The sequence below is a fragment of the Sorangium sp. So ce131 genome, assembly GCF_051519095.1.
GTDB lineage: Bacteria > Myxococcota_A > Polyangia > Polyangiales > Polyangiaceae > Sorangium.
The window spans coordinates 4,268,974-4,284,231 of sequence record NZ_CP150455.1 but is presented as its reverse complement, the minus strand read 5'-3'; the positions used below and the strand labels follow the sequence as shown (position 1 = coordinate 4,284,231).

The following is a 15,258-nucleotide window of genomic DNA, read 5'->3' as shown; positions in this document are numbered from 1 at the left end:
CGAGCGGATAACGAGCGCTGACGTCCGACATCGGGCGACGGACAACAACTTTTCTGCAGCGGGCCCGCGTGCGGTCGGCCGATCTGCGCGTTACAAATGGTGAAAAAGCTGCGCCCTCGCCGTCCGAGGCGCGCGCCCGCGACGTCGCCCGCAGCTCACGCGGCGACGGACGCGGCTGCGCAGGAGAGCCCATGAAGAAGCTGTGGTCTGTGTCCTTGATCGCCTTCTCTCTCGCCGTGCTCGCCTTCGCGTTCTCGCCGCGCGTGGCGCGCGCCGGGGACGCCGAGTCGGAGAAGCTCGCTGCCCTCGGCAAGGCGCTCCGCTACACGCTCAAGACCACGGAGCCAACGTCCGCGATCGACACGGGCGGCGCGGCGATCCTCGTGAAAGCTCCCCTCGCGACCGTCCGGAAGATCGTCACCTCCTATGGGAGCTACAAGACGTTCATCACGCCCTTCGACCAGAGCCGCGTGCTCTCGAAGCGCAAGGGCACGAGCGAGGTGTATCTCCAGGTGCCGATCCTGAACGGCGCCGCGCACATCTGGACCGTCGCCGACATGTCGCCGCCCACGAAGGACGGCGCCGACGAGGTGATCACCGGGCGGTTCAAGCGCGGCAACGTCGCCGATTTCCGCGCCCGGTGGCGGCTCCGCGCCGTGGACGAGCACCACACGATCGTGAAGCTCGAGCTGCTCGTCGCCCCGAAGCTCCCGTTCCCGCCCTCGGCGGTCACGGCACAGCTCGTCAGGGCGGCCGACAAGGCGGTGACGGCGGTGCGCAACCGCGCGCAGGGCGCGGCGCCCGCCGGCGCGCGGACGGCCACGTCGGCCGCCGCGCCCAGCACACCGCCGAGCGCGGCCGCGAGCGCGCCCGCCGCCGCCGCGAGCGCGCCCGCCGCCGCCGAGAGCAACACCGATGCTGCCAGGCAAGGAGGCGAGCAGAGCGGCGCGGCGACCCCCGCCGCGCCGCAGGAGAGCGTGTCCGAGCTGTCAGAGGCAGACGAGGACAACGTGCGTCGCTACAAGGACGTGGCGCGTCGGTAGAGCTCCTCCTCCCGCTGGGCGCTCCCTGACAGGGCGTCCGGCGAGCCCCTCTCTCTCACCGAGCGTCTGGTTTCCCTCCGTACAACACGTGTGCTCGCGGCCGAGCTCCACCCGGTAGAGCTCGTCACGGTGCCTGTCGTGGTGCGCAGTCGCTCGAGCCGACCCATGAGCGCCGAGCCTGTTGAGAACTCCGAAGCGCCTCGGACGTGCGCTGACGCGCTCGTTTCGCGCGCAAATCCGCGGATCTACGGAAGATCCTGACCTGTGCCGTCCCTGGTTCTCGACAGGGTTTTCAACACGCATTCCGATCTTCCCACAGGAATTCCCACGCTCGGCGCGACTTATTCAACACGCCAGGCGTCTGGTGGAGGTTGCGAGGGGACGGATGCATGAAGTAAAGCCTGTGCGGTGAGGTTTCCCTTGCCGGACGAGCATTCAGGCGCACCGGCGCTCTCCCTGCGGCCTGCCGGCCGCGGCGCTCGCGCTCCCCAGGGGCGGCGGCTGGCCGTCGGGCCGCGGTGAGCAGGCCATCGCTGCTCATCGTCCCGACCGAGCGGCACGTGGAGCGCGAGCTCGCCGCCGCCGGGGCGCGCGAGGCGCGCGCCGCAGACCAGGAAGTCCGTTCACGGTGGAGCTTCGTCTCCGAGGCGCTCGCGCTGCTGGCGCCGGACGTCGCCATCGCGAGCCCGCAGGCCACCCGGCTGGCCACGCGGCTCGCCCTCGACGCGCTGCCGCCAGGCCGGCTGCGGCAACCGGCTGAGCCCGCCGCGCGCGTGGCGCTCGCGCACGCCCTGGACCGCGCCGTCGGGAGCTTCCGGCGCGCCGGCACGACGCCGGCAGAGCTGCGGGCGCTCGGCGCGCCGTACGCGAGCGCCGTCGCGGAGGTCCTCGAGCGGGCGGACGCCGCGCTCCGGGCGGCGCGCCTCGTGGACCCGCGCTGCGCGGGGTTCCTGCTCGCGCGGGCGCTGCGCGCCGCCGGGTCGTCCGGGGCGCTCCCCCTCCCGCGCAGGGTCACGATCCGCGGCGCCGTCGCCTGGGAGCCCGACGACCTCGCCTGGGTCGAGGCGCTGCACGCCGCCGTCCGCGCCTCGGGCGGCGCGGGGGTCACCGTGGAGCTGCCCGCCCTCCAGGGCGACGACGCGGCGCCGGTCGCCGAGCTGCTGGAGCGGCGCTGGGCCTCGCTCGGCGATCCGCCCGAGATCACCTGGGTGCCCGACGCCGGTGCGGAGCCGCTCGCCGCGATCAGCGCGAAGACGCCCGAAGGGGAGGCGCGCGCCGCCGCCGCCGAGGTGGCCGCGGCGCTCGGCCGCGGGATCCCGCCGGAGCGGATCGCCGTCGTCGTGCCCGCGCTGGACGACGCCGCGCTCGAGCCGCTCCGGGCCGCGCTGGCCGACGCGGGCATCCGCTCCTCGGAGCCGCGCGGCCGCTCCGCCGCGAGCTGCCCCGACGGGCGCGTCGCGCTCGCGATCCTCCGCCTCGCCGTGGGGCCGGTGCGCCGCGAGCAGGCGATCGAGATCCTCCGCGCGCCGGGCGTGCACGCCGGCGCCTGGATGGACCGCACCGCCGCCGCCGAGGCGGAGAAGCGCTCGGCCGATCTCGCCCACCGGCTGCGCGACGTGCCCGTCGAGGTGGATCGCACGGGCCGGCTGCTCATCGACGGCCTCATCTCCGTCGTGGCCGCGCGGCGCAGAGACCGCCGCGCCGGGCCGGCGCGGGCGGCGCGGACGGCGTCCTCGCCGCGCGCGGCGCCGCTCGGGGCGGAGCTCGAGCTCGACCTCGAGGCGCCCCACCCCGCGGGCGACGCGCACGGGGACGACGACGAGGCGTGGATGCCGCACGCGCTCGAGCGGCTGCTCGCCAGCGCCCGATGGATCGGCGAGGCGACGACGCGGCCCGAGATCGTGCGGCGGTTCCTGTCGCTCCTCGACAAGCTGGGCTTCGGAGAGCCGGGGGCGCAGGAGCTCCGCGCCGCGCTGCGCGCCGAGCGGCGGGGCGCGGGCGGGATCGCGCTCGAGGCGATGGGCCAGGGCGCCCGGGCCGCGCGCGCGATCCGCGAGCAGGCCGAGGCGCTCGCCCGGGCCGCGCGCGACCTCGGCTGCGAGGAGCGCCCCGCCGCCGTGGCGGAGGTGTACGCGGAGCTCGAGCGGGCCGCGGCCGAGCAGGGCGCCGGGGCGCGCGGCGACGCGGGCCGCGCCGGCGCCGTGCGCGTCGACGTCGCCGCCGGCTTCGCGGCGCTCGAGCACGACGTCGCCGTGGTCACCGGGCTCGACGCGCGCGCGTACGGCGGCAGCCCGGGCGCGGACGAGACGCTGCTCGGCGAGGCGCTCCGCGCCCGGCTGCCGGCGCCGAGCCGCCCCGCGTCGGGGCGCGAGCGCCAGGCAGCCCAGCGCGCCGAGCTCGGCTGGGCGCTCGCCGGGGCCCGGAGCGTCGCCCTCTGCTTCACGCGGGGCGACGAGAGCGAGCCGAACGAGCCGCACCCGCGCTTCGCGGCGGCCGTGGCGGCGGGCGTGCGCGAGCGCGCGGAGCCGGCCTCGCGCGTCGCCGCGGACGCGACGGCGCTCGGGCCGCGCGACGCGGAGCTCATCGCCCTCGCGTCCGGCGCCCGGCCGGGTCCGGACATCGCGGAGCAGGTCCGGGTCGAGCGCGCCCGCGCGGACTTCTTCCTGGACCCGAGGGCGCCGATCGACCGGCACACGGGGCGCGTCCTGCTCGATCAGGATCCCGCGCTGGTCGCGCAGCTCACGGCGGCGATCGGCGGGGCGCGCCCGGATCGGCCGATCGCGGTCACCCACATCGAGCGCGCCGTGGGCTGCGCCTTCGCGGCGTTCGCCCGCCGCGTGCTGCACGTGCGCCGCGCGGACGACCTCGCCGAGTCGGCCGACGCGCGCGAGCGCGGCACGCTGATCCACCGCGCGCTGCAGGCCGCGTTCGAGGCGCTGCGCGAGCTCGGGCCGGACCGCGATCCGGCCGAGCAGCTCGCGGCGGCGCGCGCGGCGGCCGAGGAGGCGCTCGGCGTCGCCGCGCCGATGGCCCCGCTCCGCCGCGAGGCGATCGAGAAGGCGATCGCGGACGTGATGGAGGTCGTGGCGCGCGCCGCCTTCGGCGACGACGCGGCCTCGCCGGAGCTCCGCTTCTTCCTGGCCGAGCGGCGCTTCGGCGCCGGGGAGCCGGCGCCGTGGCAGCCGCTCGAGCTGCCCCCGTCGGACGACGACGAGGAGGGCGCGGTCGGCGCGCCGAGCCTGTGGGTCGACGGCCAGATCGACCGGATCGATCGCTCGACGGATCAGCGCGTCGTGCGGGTCGTCGACTACAAGACCGGCAAGCTCCCCGACGCGAAGGAGCGGCGGCGCGCGCTCCAGCTGCCGCTCTACAGCGCCATCGCGGCGCGCGCGCTCGGCGCGGAGGAGGTGCGCGCGGTCTACGTCGGCGTGCGCCAGCGCGGGCTCGTGGAGCTGTGGCCGCGCACGGCCGAGGAGCAGCGCGCGCTCGCCGAGGGCTGGGCCGAGGCCGCGCGCGCGGCGCGGGCGGCCGTCGTCGCGCTCTGGCAGGGGCGGGCCACGCCGCGGCCCGCGCTGCCGACGCTGTGCGCGCGCTGCGACGCGCGCGACGTGTGCCGGCGCCCCGCGGTCGTGCCGGCCGACGAGGCCGCGGAGGAGGGCGCGTGAGCGCGGCGGCGTCCTTCGACGAAGGCGACGCGCTCATCTACGCCTTCCGGCGCAACGTGGTGGTCGCGGCGAGCGCCGGCACCGGCAAGACGCACCGCCTCACGGCGCTCTACGTGCTGCTCACGCTCGGCCTCACCTCCGTCGGCCAGCCGGACGCCGCGTCCGCCGCGCCGCCCGTCCCGCCGGACCGCATCGTGGCGACGACGTTCTCGCGCGCCGCGGCGCGCGAGATCGCCCACCGCGTCGAGCGCTCGCTCCGGGAGATCGCCCGCTGGGACGGCGAGGCGGAGATCCCCTTCGCCGACATCCTCCGCGCGCGGCGCGCGGCCGTCGCGGGGCGATCCGGCGCTCGGGGCCTCGGGGACGCCGGCGCGCTGCCGCTCGCCGAGCTGCGGAAGCGCGCGGAGGAGGCGCTCGCCCGCCTGCCGGCGGCGCGCATCGACACGCTCCACGGCGTCGCGAAGCAGATCGTCGACCGGCACGCGATCGCGATGGGGCTCTCGCCCTCCGCCCGGATCCTCGACGAGGAGGAGGCGCAGGCGCTGAGCGACCTCGCGGTCGACGAGGCGCTGAGCCGGGCGCTCGCCGACGGGGGCGAGCGCGCCGAGGCCGCGCGCGCGCTCGTGGCCGCGACGGGCAGCGTGGAGGCCGCGCGGAGCGAGGTCACGCGGCTGCTCGACCGGCTCGACGAGGACGGGCTCACGCCGCGGCGGCTCGCGCTGTCCGACCACGCCGCCGAGGCGCGCGCGCTCTCGCGGGAGCTCCGCCGCCTCGCCGCGGAGAGCGCCGCGCTCGGCAGCGCCGCGTTCCGCGAGCCGGCGGCCGCCCTCGCCGAGGCGCTCGGCCGCGCGGGCGAGGGCGCGCCGCTGCCCGCGGGCGCGGCGAGCGCCGCGCTGATCGAGCTCCTGACGCAGCGGCGGCCGCACAAGAGCAAGTGCACGCCGGCGGACGAGGCGCTGCTCGCCTTCCGGGAGGCGCTGCCGGGCGAGACCCACCGGGACAAGGCGCAGCACCTGCTCGGGTTCCTCCGCGAGGCGCCCGGGCTCTCGCGCCGCGAGGCGCGGATCGTCGATCTGCTGGAGGAGATCCGCGAGCGGCTGGCCGAGATCCGCCGCACCGAGGGGGGCCTCGGCTTCGGGGACCTCTTGCGCGCGGCCCGCGACGGCCTGCGCGACGACAGGGCGATCGGCGCTGCGGTCCGCGAGTCGATCGACGTGCTGCTCGTCGACGAGTTCCAGGACACGAGCGCGGTGCAGCGCGATCTCGTGTACCTCTTGCGCGAGCGGAGCGACGCCGCGCTCGCGCGCCCGGCCGGCGCCGCCCCCGCCGCGGCGAGCCTGTGGGGGCACGGGCTGTTCCTGGTCGGCGATCGCAAGCAGTCCATCTACGGGTTCCGCGGGGCCGACGTGTCGATCTTCTGCCGCGTCTGCGCGGAGCTCGCGGGCGCCGCCGCGGGCCGCGCGCTCGAGCTCGCGCCGTCGCTCTGGTCCCCCGATCCGAGCGCCGACTTCGTCGCGCTGCGCGAGAGCCGCCGGTCGACGCCCGAGCTGCTCGCGTTCATCAACGCGTTCTCGGCGCGCGATTTCGCCCAGGGGAGCGCCGCGGGGGCGCGGGAGGAGGGCGCCGCCGCGAACGACAACGGCGGCGCGGCGGCGGCGCGGCGCGAGTTCGAGATCGCCTACAGCGCGGCGGAGCACCTGGTCGCGGCGCCGGCGCGGGGCGGCGCCGCGGCGGGCCCGACGGAGGTCGTGCTCATCGCGGACGACGGCAGCGCGCCGGACGGGGTCGACGCGCTCGTCCGGGACGCGAAGGGGCAGCTGCGCGAGGCGCTGATCGCGGCCGCGTACATCGCGCGGCGCGTGCGCGGCGGCGCGCTCGAGGGCGCGCGCGGCGAGGGACAGGAGGGCGCGCGCGGCGACCTTCGCTTCCGCGACGTCGCCGTGCTCGCCCGCCGCCGCAGCACGATCCCGCTCGTCGAGCTCGCCCTCGCCCGGCTGGAGGTGCCGTACGTGGTGGCCGGCCGCGCGCTCTTCGACGCGGCCGAGGTCCGCGACGTGGCCGCGATCCTCCGCCTGCTGCTCGATCCGAACGACCGCCTGGCCCTGGCGGCCGTCCTCCGCGGCCCGATGGTGGCCCTCTCGGACACGGCGCTCGCGATCCTCGCGCCGCCGGGCCGCGGGCTGACGGTCCCGCTGCTCGGCCGCTGGCCCGGCGGGGCGGCCGCGCACGCGGACCGGGCGCCCTGGCCGGAGGACGACGGGCCCGACGACGGGCGCCCTGCCCCCGTGCTCGCGCGGCTGCCCGCGGCCGATCGCGAGCGCCTCGAGCTGTTCCGCGCGCGTTACGCCGGGCTCCGCCGCGCGGCGCTCCGCTCCACCCCGGGCGAGGCGATCCGCGCCGCGGTCTCCGCCTTCGATCTCGACCGCGTCCTCGCCGCGCTCCCCCGGGCCCAGGCCCGGCTCGGCAACGTCGACCGCCTGATCGCGATCGCCCGCCGCCGGGGCGGCGCGCTCGCGAGCTTCGTCCGGTGGCTGGAGCGCCGCATCCGCGACGAGGCCGACGAGCCCGAGGCGGCCGTCTTCTCGCCCGAGGACGACGCCGTGCGGCTCACGACGATCCACGCCAGCAAGGGCCTCGATTTCCCGGCCGTGGTGCTGCTCGACCTGAACGCGGAGCCCCGCGCGGATCACCCCGGCCTGAGCTACATCCCCGCCGCCGCGGACCGCCCTGCCGCGCTGCTCGTGCGCCACCACGCGCGGCGCCTCGACCGGCCGCCCGGGCCCGGCGCGCTCCACGACGCCGCGGCGCTCGGCCCGCTCTTGCCGATCAGCACGCCCGCGCTCCAGGCGGCGCGCGCCGAGGTGCGGGCGCGGGAGCGCGCGGAGCGGCAGCGGCTCACGTACGTGGCGATCACCCGCGCCCGCCGCGAGCTCGTGCTCGTCGGGAGCGCGGCGAAGCCGCGGAGCGGCTCGGCGTGGCTGACGCTCAAGGGAGAGGGCGAGGTCCCCGCGCTGCTCGCGGCCGCGATCGGCGCCACGCTCGAGGCCCGCGCGCTGCTCGCGGACGCCAGACCGCCCGCCCCTGGCACGGACGTGTACGCGCGCGCGGCGCCGATCCCCCGGCCGGCGCCGGCGAGGGAGCCGGCGCGCGCGCAGACCGTGCAGATCGCGACGGCGTCGCTCGCGGCGTTCCAGGGGTGCGCGCGCCGCTTCCGCCTCGGGCACCTGCTCGGGATCAGCGAGCCGGCCGGCGAGGGCCAGCTCGGCCTGTTCGACGTCGAGGGCCCGCCCGAGCTGCCGGGCGAGGCTCGGATCGAGCTCGAGGACGGCGCGGACCCCCGCCCTCCCGGCCGCGCCGCGCACCGGGTGCTCCAGCGCTGGCCGCGCGCGCGCTGGGGCGAGCCGACCGACCCCGCGGACGTCGTGGCGCGGCTCGCCTTCGAGGGGCTCGCGCCGAGCAGCCCGGAGGCGCTGCGCACCGCGGAGGGCATCGCCCGCTTCCTGGGGGGCCCCTACGCGCGGCAGGTGCGGGAGGACGAGGCGGCGCTCGTCCGGGAGGAGGCGTTCGTGCTGGAGGTGGAGCCGAGCGCGGCCGGGCAGCGGCGCGGGGCGAGGCTCGCCCTCTCGCTCGCGATCGACCTCGCCGTGCTGCGCCCGGACGGGCCCGTCGATGTCGTCGAGTACAAACGCGCGCGGCCGCGGCTCGATCTCGCGCCGTACGAGCTCCGCCTGCGCGCCGCTGCGCTCGCGCTGAAGCGGCGCTACCCGGACCGCCCGGTCCGCGCGGGCGTGCTGTTCGTCGGCGCGGAGGCGGAGCCCGTGTGGCTGAAGGGCTCAGGGGCGCGCGGGGCCCTGTCCGACGAGGAGCACACGCGGTTCGAGCGCGAGCTCGCCCGGCTCGCGGAGCGCTTCTCCGAGGCGACCAGCGAAGGCCGCTTCGACGGGGTGCCGGTCGAGGCGTGCCGCAGGCTGCGCTGCGGGTTCGTGCGGGCGTGCCACGGCTAGCGCTGGCGCGCGGCGCGGCCTGCGCCAGGGCGGCCGCCCAAGGAGCGACCGGCGCCAGGGCGACCTCGGGACCAGCTCACCACGCCGCCGGCGCCTTGTCGCGGAACACGCCTCCCTGCGGCCCGCCGGGCGGCAGCGTCGCGAGCCACACCGGCGTCTCGGCGCCCTCCTCGACCGACCGCGGCGCGTGCGCCCCGCCCATGTCCGTGCGCACCCACCCCGGGCAGGCCGCGTTGCAAAGGATCCCGCGTCCGTCCCCCGCGAGCTCCCGCGCGACGACCCCGGTGAGCGCGTTGAGCCCCATCTTTGACACGGCGTAGGCGGACGACGGCCACCCCTCGGCCGTGTGCCGCCCCGCGGCGACATCGTCGACGAACCTGCGCATCAGCCGGATGAGCTCGTCGCGCGTCAGGTCGGCCTTCCCGACCTGCGCCTTGAGCGGCTTGGAGAGGCTGCGCCGGTCTCCGAGCCCGCTCGTCACCATCACGATCCTGCCCTCCGCCCGCATGCGCGGGAGCAGCGCGTCGGTCAGCCGGAGCGCCCCGAAGAAGTTCACGTCGATGGTCTTGCGGGCGACCTCGGCGTTGAACCCGTCCATCGCGATCCCGGCGTTGTTGACGACGATGTCGGCGCCCCCGTGCTCGGCCTCGATCCCGCGCGCGAGCTCCGCGACGCTCGCCTCGTCCGACACGTCGAGCTGCCGTGCTTCAACGGAGAGCCCCTGCTCCGCCAGCACCTTCGCCGCCGCGCTCCCTCGCCCCGCGTCCCTGCTCGCCAGCACGACGTGGATCCCTCGACCCGCGAGCTGCCGGCAGATCTCGAGCCCGATCCCCCGGTTGCCGCCCGACACCACCGCGATCCGCCGCATGCGCCGGACTATACCCCCCCGCCTCACGGACGAGCCCTCTCGCGATGTCGTCAGGCCCTCGTGGAGGGAGCTCGTCGCGCGGGGCGGCGATGGGCGGTTGTCTGAGCCCGGATGACGTCGTGTCTCCGGAGTGCGCAGCACGGAGGGGACACGACGTCCAAGGCGAGTTCCGCCCATCGCCGCCCCGCGCGACGAGCTCCCTCCACGAGGGCCGCCCCCCTCGACGACCCTTCGCCGCCTACGCCCCGGCCTGCTCCTCGAGCTCGTCCGCCGCCGCGCTCTGCGAGGCCGATCTCCGCGGCGGCTCCAGCACGAGCGGCAGGATCTCGTCCATCGTCGAGATCATCGTGATCTTGACCTGGTCCTTGACGTCCTGCGGCACGTCCTCGAGATCGCGCCGGTTCTTGGCGGGGATGAGCACGTGCCGGATGCCGGCCCGGTGGGCCGCGAGCAGCTTCTCCTTGATGCCGCCGACCGGCATCACGCGTCCCCGCAGCGAGATCTCCCCCGTCATCGCGACGTCGCTGCGCACCGACGCGCCGAGCAGGAGCGAGGACACCGCGGCGAACATCGTCACCCCGGCGCTCGGCCCGTCCTTCGGCGTGCCGTGCTGCGGGATGTGCACGTGCAGATCGATCTCCCGGAGCCACTCCGGATCGAGGTGCAGCCGGTCGGCCTTGCTGCGCACGAAGCTCACCGCCGTGCTCGCCGACTCCTGCATCACGTTCCGCATGTTGCCCGTGAGGACCACGTTGCCCTTGCCCGGCATCTTCGTCGCCTCGATGAAGAGGATCTCGCCGCCCGCGGGCGTCCACGCGAGGCCGGTCGCGACCCCCGGCTGGAGCGTCCGCTCGGCGAGCTCGGGGCGGTGCTTGTGCGGGCCGAGCACCTGCTCGACGTGCTCGGGCGTCACCACCTCGCGCACGTCGTGGCCCTCGGCGACCTTCACCGCCGTCGCCCGGCACACCGCCGCGATCTGCCGCTCGAGGCCGCGCACGCCGGCCTCGCGCGTGTAGTGGTCGACGACCGACGCGATGCCCGGCTCGGTGAACTCGAGGCGCTCGTCCGTCAGGCCGTGCGCCGAGAGCTGCTTCGGCACCAGGAACTCCCGCGCGATCCCGAGCTTGTCGGTGCGCGTGTAGCCGGGCACCTCGATGACCTCCATGCGGTCGACGAGCGGGCCCGGGATGCCGTCCCAGTTGTTCGCCGTCGCCAGGAACATCACCTGCGACAGGTCGAACGGCAGGTCGAGGTAGTGATCCTGGAACGTCGAGTTCTGCTCGGGATCGAGCACCTCGAGCAGCGCCGCGGCCGGATCGCCGCGCAGGTCGACGCCCATCTTGTCGACCTCGTCGAGCACGAGCACCGGGTTCTTGGTGCCCGCCTTCTTCAGCGCCTGCAGGATGCGCCCGGGCAGCGCGCCCACGTACGTGCGCCGGTGCCCGCGGATCTCCGCCTCGTCGCGCACGCCGCCGAGCGCGATGCGCTCGTACCGGCGGCCCATGCTGCGCGCGATCGACTTGCCGAGCGACGTCTTGCCGACGCCGGGCGGCCCGATGAAGAGCAGGATCGGCCCCTTCTTGTCCGCGCGCAGCTGCCGGATCGCCGAGTACTCGACGATCCGCTTCTTCACCTTCTCGAGCCCGAGGTGGTCCTCGTCGAGGCAGCGCCGCACGTCGTCGACGCTGAGCTTGTCCACCGTCGTCTTGGACCACGGCAGATCCGCGATCCACTCGAGGTAGGTCTTCGTGACGTTGAACTCGGCCGACTGCTGCGCCATCGAGCGCAGGCGGCTCAGCTGCTTGCGGACGACCTTGTCGACCTCCGCCGGCACCTTGGCGCGGCGGATCCGCTCGCGGAGCTCCTCGATCTCGTCGTCGTCGCCGCCCTCGCCGAGCTCCTCCTTGATCGACTTCATCTGCTGCCGGAGGATGTACTCGCGCTGCGACTTGCCCATCTCCTCCTGGACCATGGAGGAGATCTCCTTCTTCACGCGCAGCACCTCGAGCTGCCGGCCGACCATCGCGAGCACGAGGCGGACGCGCGCCTTCACGTCGAACGCCTCGAGGATCTCCTGCTTGTCGCCGACCGAGGCCTGCGCCTGCGGGAAGTTCGAGGCGATGAGGTCGGCGAGCGCGCCGGGCTCGCGCACGTTGTCGAGGATGCCCGCGGTGTCGCGCGGGAGGTTCGGCATCAGGCCGAGCACCTCGCGCGTCGCCTCGCGCAGGCCCGCGCCGAGCGCCTCCAGCTCCACGTCGCGCACGAGCGACTCGGGGATGCGCTCGATGCGCGCGCGCATGTACGGCTCCAGCGAGAACGCCGCCTTGACCCGGAACCTGCCGAGGCCGTTCAGCACGACCGAATAGTTGTTCGGGCCGAGCCGGATGACCTTCACGACGCGCGCGATGGTCCCGACCGAGTAGAGCTCCTTGAACGTCGGCTCGTCGACGTCCGGCGACCGCTGGCTGATCACCCCGACGAGCGCGCGCTCGCGGCCGAGGAGGTCCTCGACGAGGCGCACGCTCCGCGGGCGGCCGACGTTGATCGGCACGACCGACATCGGGAACAGGACCGAGTTGCGGAGCGGGAGGATCGGGACGCTGTCGGCGTCGGGCGAGGGGGGCGTTCGCGAGGGAGGATCGCCGGTCGGCATACCGACAACCCTAGTACAGCGCTCTTCTCGAAGCCATGACGCGGGCGCGCCGCTAGAAGTCCTTGATCTTCCAGACCCCGTGCTCGCGGGTGAAGGCGACCGTGCCGCCTGCGCCATACGCCATCGAGGCGCTGTCGCCCGTCTCCTCGATGGTCGCGGTCGGCAGCGCCGCCTTGATCGCCTGCACGATCCGGTTGATCTGCTCCCGCTGCGGGCCCTCCCACGCGGCCTTCAGCTTCTCGGGGGTGAGCTGCGCCGCGCCGGCCGCCGCCCTGGCCGTCCCCGGCCGATCCGCCGGCTTCTGCGCCGCGTCAGCGCCGGCGGCGCCCGCCGCGCCTGCCGCGTCCGCCGCGCCGGCCGCGCCCGCCGCGTCGGCCGGCTGCGCCGCGGGCGCGCCGCCCGCGGCGTCGCCGGGAGCGGCGGCGGCCGCCGCCTCGGCGAGCCCTTCCTTCTCCGCGTCGGGCACGTAGCGCATGATGACGTCGTACCGTCGGCGCTCGAAGGCCCGCAGGAAGCCGACCAGCGCCTGCCGGGGCGTGGCCTGGCCGTACAGGTCGACCGCCGCCGCGTCGAGCCGCCAGCGACCCCCCTCGAAGACGAGCAGGAGCTCCTCGCCGTTCGGCATGGTGACCGTGGCCGTAACGACCGGATCGGCCGCGGGCCGCGCGATGGCGCGGGCAATCTCGAGCGCGTCGTCCGGGTTCTCGCGGACCGCGCGCCGGAAGGCCTCGAGCGACATCGACCGCTTGGCCTCGTCCGACAGGAGCCGGTAGGCCGCGTCGACGCGCCCTTCCTGGAGCGCCTGCGCGTAGGCCCTGAGCGTGTCGCTCGGCCCCTGCTGCGCGTAGCTCGAGCCGCACGCGGGGAGCGCGAGGAGGACCAGGAGAAGGAGCGTGCGCTTCACGGGTCGGCCATAGCATACGGGGCGCCGAGCGCGCAGGATCTGGACGACCGAGGGCTCGGGACGCGCGCCGACACGTCGCCCCGCGTGGGGGGACGCGCGCCGACACGTCGCCGACCTTGGACGGACCGCCGCCGGCGCTCCCGTCACTTCGCGAGCTTCAATATCGCCCCGTCCCTCGCCGGGGTGCCGTCTTCCTGGGCCGACGAGCCCTCGTTGATCCAGTAGACCGCCGCGTCGTCCACCGCGATGTCGCCGGGCCGCAGCTGCTTCGAGGCGAGCACCGCCCGCTCCCCGCCGGCCTTGGGCAACCGCACGACCTCGCCCGCGTCGCGGCTGGTCCAGTAGACGTTCGCGTCGTCCACGGCGATGCCGTTCAGGTCGCCCTGCCCCGCCGCGATCTCCTCGGGCGCGCTGACGTCGCCGCCCTGGATGTCCGCCCGGAAGACGCTGCCGCCCGAGAAGGTTACCCAGTAAACCGCCGTCGCGTTCCCCTGGTCGTCCACGTCGAGCGCGATCTCCCGCGGCGTGAACTGCCCCGCCGCGGCGACCGTCAGCGTCTCGCCGCCCAGGTAACACGCGACCACGCCCTCCTCGCTGCCCAGCGTGCCCTGGTAGGTCCAGCACGCGACGCCCGGCGCGCTGGCCACGCGGTACGGGGACGCGAGCTCCACGCCGGAGACGGCGGGCGGGGGGAGCTCCTCCACGGGGCCGAGCGCGACGTCCGCGCCGCTGCCGCTCAGCGTCGCCCTGAAGACGCCGCCGCTCCTGAGCTCGGTCCAGGTGAGCTCGTCGCCCGAGAGCGACAGCCCCTCGGGCTGGTCGCGATCGTCGAGCAGCGCCCGCGGCGCGCCGCCGCCGCCGAGCGGGGCCACCATCAGCGCGCCGGCCTCCGCGCTCGTCCAGAAGACGAGCCCGCGCTCCGCGTCGACCGCGAGATCCCGCGGCGACGCCTGCGCCTCGCCGACCAGGAGCGGCTCGCCGCCCGCGAGCGGCGTCGTCTTCAGCGCGCCGTCCTGCCTGGGCACGTCGGCCTCGAACGTCGCGCCGGAGACCCAGGTCACGCCGCTCGCCGAGACGCGCAGCGACACCGGGTGGACCTGCGCGACCGCGATCGGGGTGGGCTGCGCCTCGCCGGGCTGCGTGTACTCGCCCCCGCCCGTCGACGACCAGGGGCCGCACGTCGGCAGGTCCGTGCCCTTCCTGCGGCACGTCCCCTCGCCCGCGGACGCGACCGCGATCCCCGCGAGCTTGCCCTCCGCGGCCAGCTTGCACACGGCGACGGGCAGCAGCAGGGTGCCGTCCGCCTCGGCCCGGTAGCCCGCGTCGCTCTCGGCGTCGAGCGGGACGAAACACGCGCTCCCGCCGCAGATGCCGCCGCCTTGCGTGAGCAGCGCGACGTTGACGTCCGGGCCCGGCGCGACGGCCCTGCACGCGGAGCCGTCCTCTTCGAACGCATCGAGGTCGAGCGGCGCGGACGCGGCGCTCGCGAAGCAGCGGACCGTGTCGAAGCAGAGGCCGTCATTGTCGCCGTCGCCGCCGCCGAACACGTCCGCGGGCTCGAACTCGGGGAGGACCTTCGAGTCGACCTCGCGCGCCACGCACGAGCCGGCGACGCAGCTCTCGCCCGCGAGGCAGGTGCTGTTCTTGACGAGCACCTTGCCCTGCGCGTCGCGCAGCGGGTTGCCCTCGGCGTCGCGCTCGACCTCGCCGGAGCCGTCGCAGAGGAACTGGATCGGCATGTGGAGCGTCGCGGTGCGGCCCTCGGGCACGGTCGTCAGCACCTCGCGCAGGAGGCGCACCCCGTCGGCGCCGCCGCGGCTCGCGATGACCCGCACCCGGAGCGACTGCGTGGGGTCGTCCGGCGTGAGGAAGCCGAGCGTGGCCGGCAGGCGGATCGAGCCCTCGGTCCCGAGCCGCTCGAACGTCTCGTCGTAGACGACGGATCCGTCGAGCGTCGCCTCGACGCGGATCGTGTCGATGTCCTTCGGCAGCGACATGTCCGTCTGGAAGACGACCATGAGCTGCCCCTTGGATCCGCCGCAGGACGCGGCCCCCGCCGCCCCCGCGAGCGAGAGGAGCACCACCGCCGCCGCCGAGGCCGCCTTCGTCCGCTTCATCCGC

The 15,258-nt window shown here is 75.9% G+C and carries 7 protein-coding genes; 3 read left to right on the top strand and 4 right to left on the bottom strand.

Annotated features, from left to right (window positions below; translation table 11 throughout):
- Positions 1 to 191 precede the first annotated feature (191 nt).
- The 3 genes from WMF43_RS15765 (at position 192) to WMF43_RS15755 (ending at position 8,712) form a co-directional block, all read left to right on the top strand.
- Entirely contained in the window at positions 192 to 1,043 is an 852-nt protein-coding gene (locus tag WMF43_RS15765) for an SRPBCC family protein (RefSeq protein ID WP_437681171.1), read from the top strand.
- A gap of 518 nt (positions 1,044 to 1,561) precedes the next feature.
- On the top strand, positions 1,562 to 4,708 hold the full coding sequence (locus tag WMF43_RS15760) for a PD-(D/E)XK nuclease family protein (protein ID WP_437681169.1): 3,147 nt from the start codon (positions 1,562 to 1,564) through the stop codon (positions 4,706 to 4,708).
- Complete coding sequence (locus WMF43_RS15755; protein ID WP_437681167.1) at positions 4,705 to 8,712, top strand: UvrD-helicase domain-containing protein; 4,008 nt, start codon at positions 4,705 to 4,707, stop codon at positions 8,710 to 8,712. Before WMF43_RS15760 ends, WMF43_RS15755 begins: the two co-directional genes overlap by 4 nt.
- Positions 8,713 to 8,788: 76 nt before the next feature.
- Here WMF43_RS15755 and WMF43_RS15750 read toward each other — a convergent pair whose 3' ends face one another.
- The 4 genes from WMF43_RS15750 to WMF43_RS15735 all read right to left on the bottom strand — a co-directional run bounded on the left by WMF43_RS15750 (position 8,789) and on the right by WMF43_RS15735 (position 15,254).
- Positions 8,789 to 9,580, bottom strand: a complete 792-nt coding sequence (locus WMF43_RS15750) for an SDR family oxidoreductase (protein WP_437681166.1) — start codon at positions 9,578 to 9,580, stop codon at positions 8,789 to 8,791.
- A 238-nt stretch (positions 9,581 to 9,818) separates the two neighbouring features.
- Complete coding sequence (lon, locus tag WMF43_RS15745) at positions 9,819 to 12,233, bottom strand: endopeptidase La (protein WP_437681164.1); 2,415 nt, start codon at positions 12,231 to 12,233, stop codon at positions 9,819 to 9,821.
- Between the two features lie 52 nt (positions 12,234 to 12,285).
- A complete protein-coding gene (locus tag WMF43_RS15740; RefSeq protein ID WP_437681162.1) occupies positions 12,286 to 13,137 on the bottom strand; it encodes a hypothetical protein in 852 nt (283 codons plus the stop codon).
- 143 nt (positions 13,138 to 13,280) lie between these two features.
- Positions 13,281 to 15,254, bottom strand: a complete 1,974-nt coding sequence (locus WMF43_RS15735) for a hypothetical protein (RefSeq protein ID WP_437681160.1) — start codon at positions 15,252 to 15,254, stop codon at positions 13,281 to 13,283.
- Positions 15,255 to 15,258 lie beyond the last annotated feature (4 nt).

Bases quoted from the DNA above. Each gene is read 5' to 3' on its own strand.
- lon (WP_437681164.1), bottom strand. From the start codon at position 12,233: ATGCCGACCGGCGATCCTCCCTCGCGAACGCCCCCCTCGCCCGACGCC.
- WMF43_RS15765 (WP_437681171.1), top strand. From the start codon at position 192: ATGAAGAAGCTGTGGTCTGTGTCCTTGATCGCCTTCTCTCTCGCCGTG.
- WMF43_RS15750 (WP_437681166.1), bottom strand. From the start codon at position 9,580: ATGCGGCGGATCGCGGTGGTGTCGGGCGGCAACCGGGGGATCGGGCTC.
- WMF43_RS15735 (WP_437681160.1), bottom strand. From the start codon at position 15,254: ATGAAGCGGACGAAGGCGGCCTCGGCGGCGGCGGTGGTGCTCCTCTCG.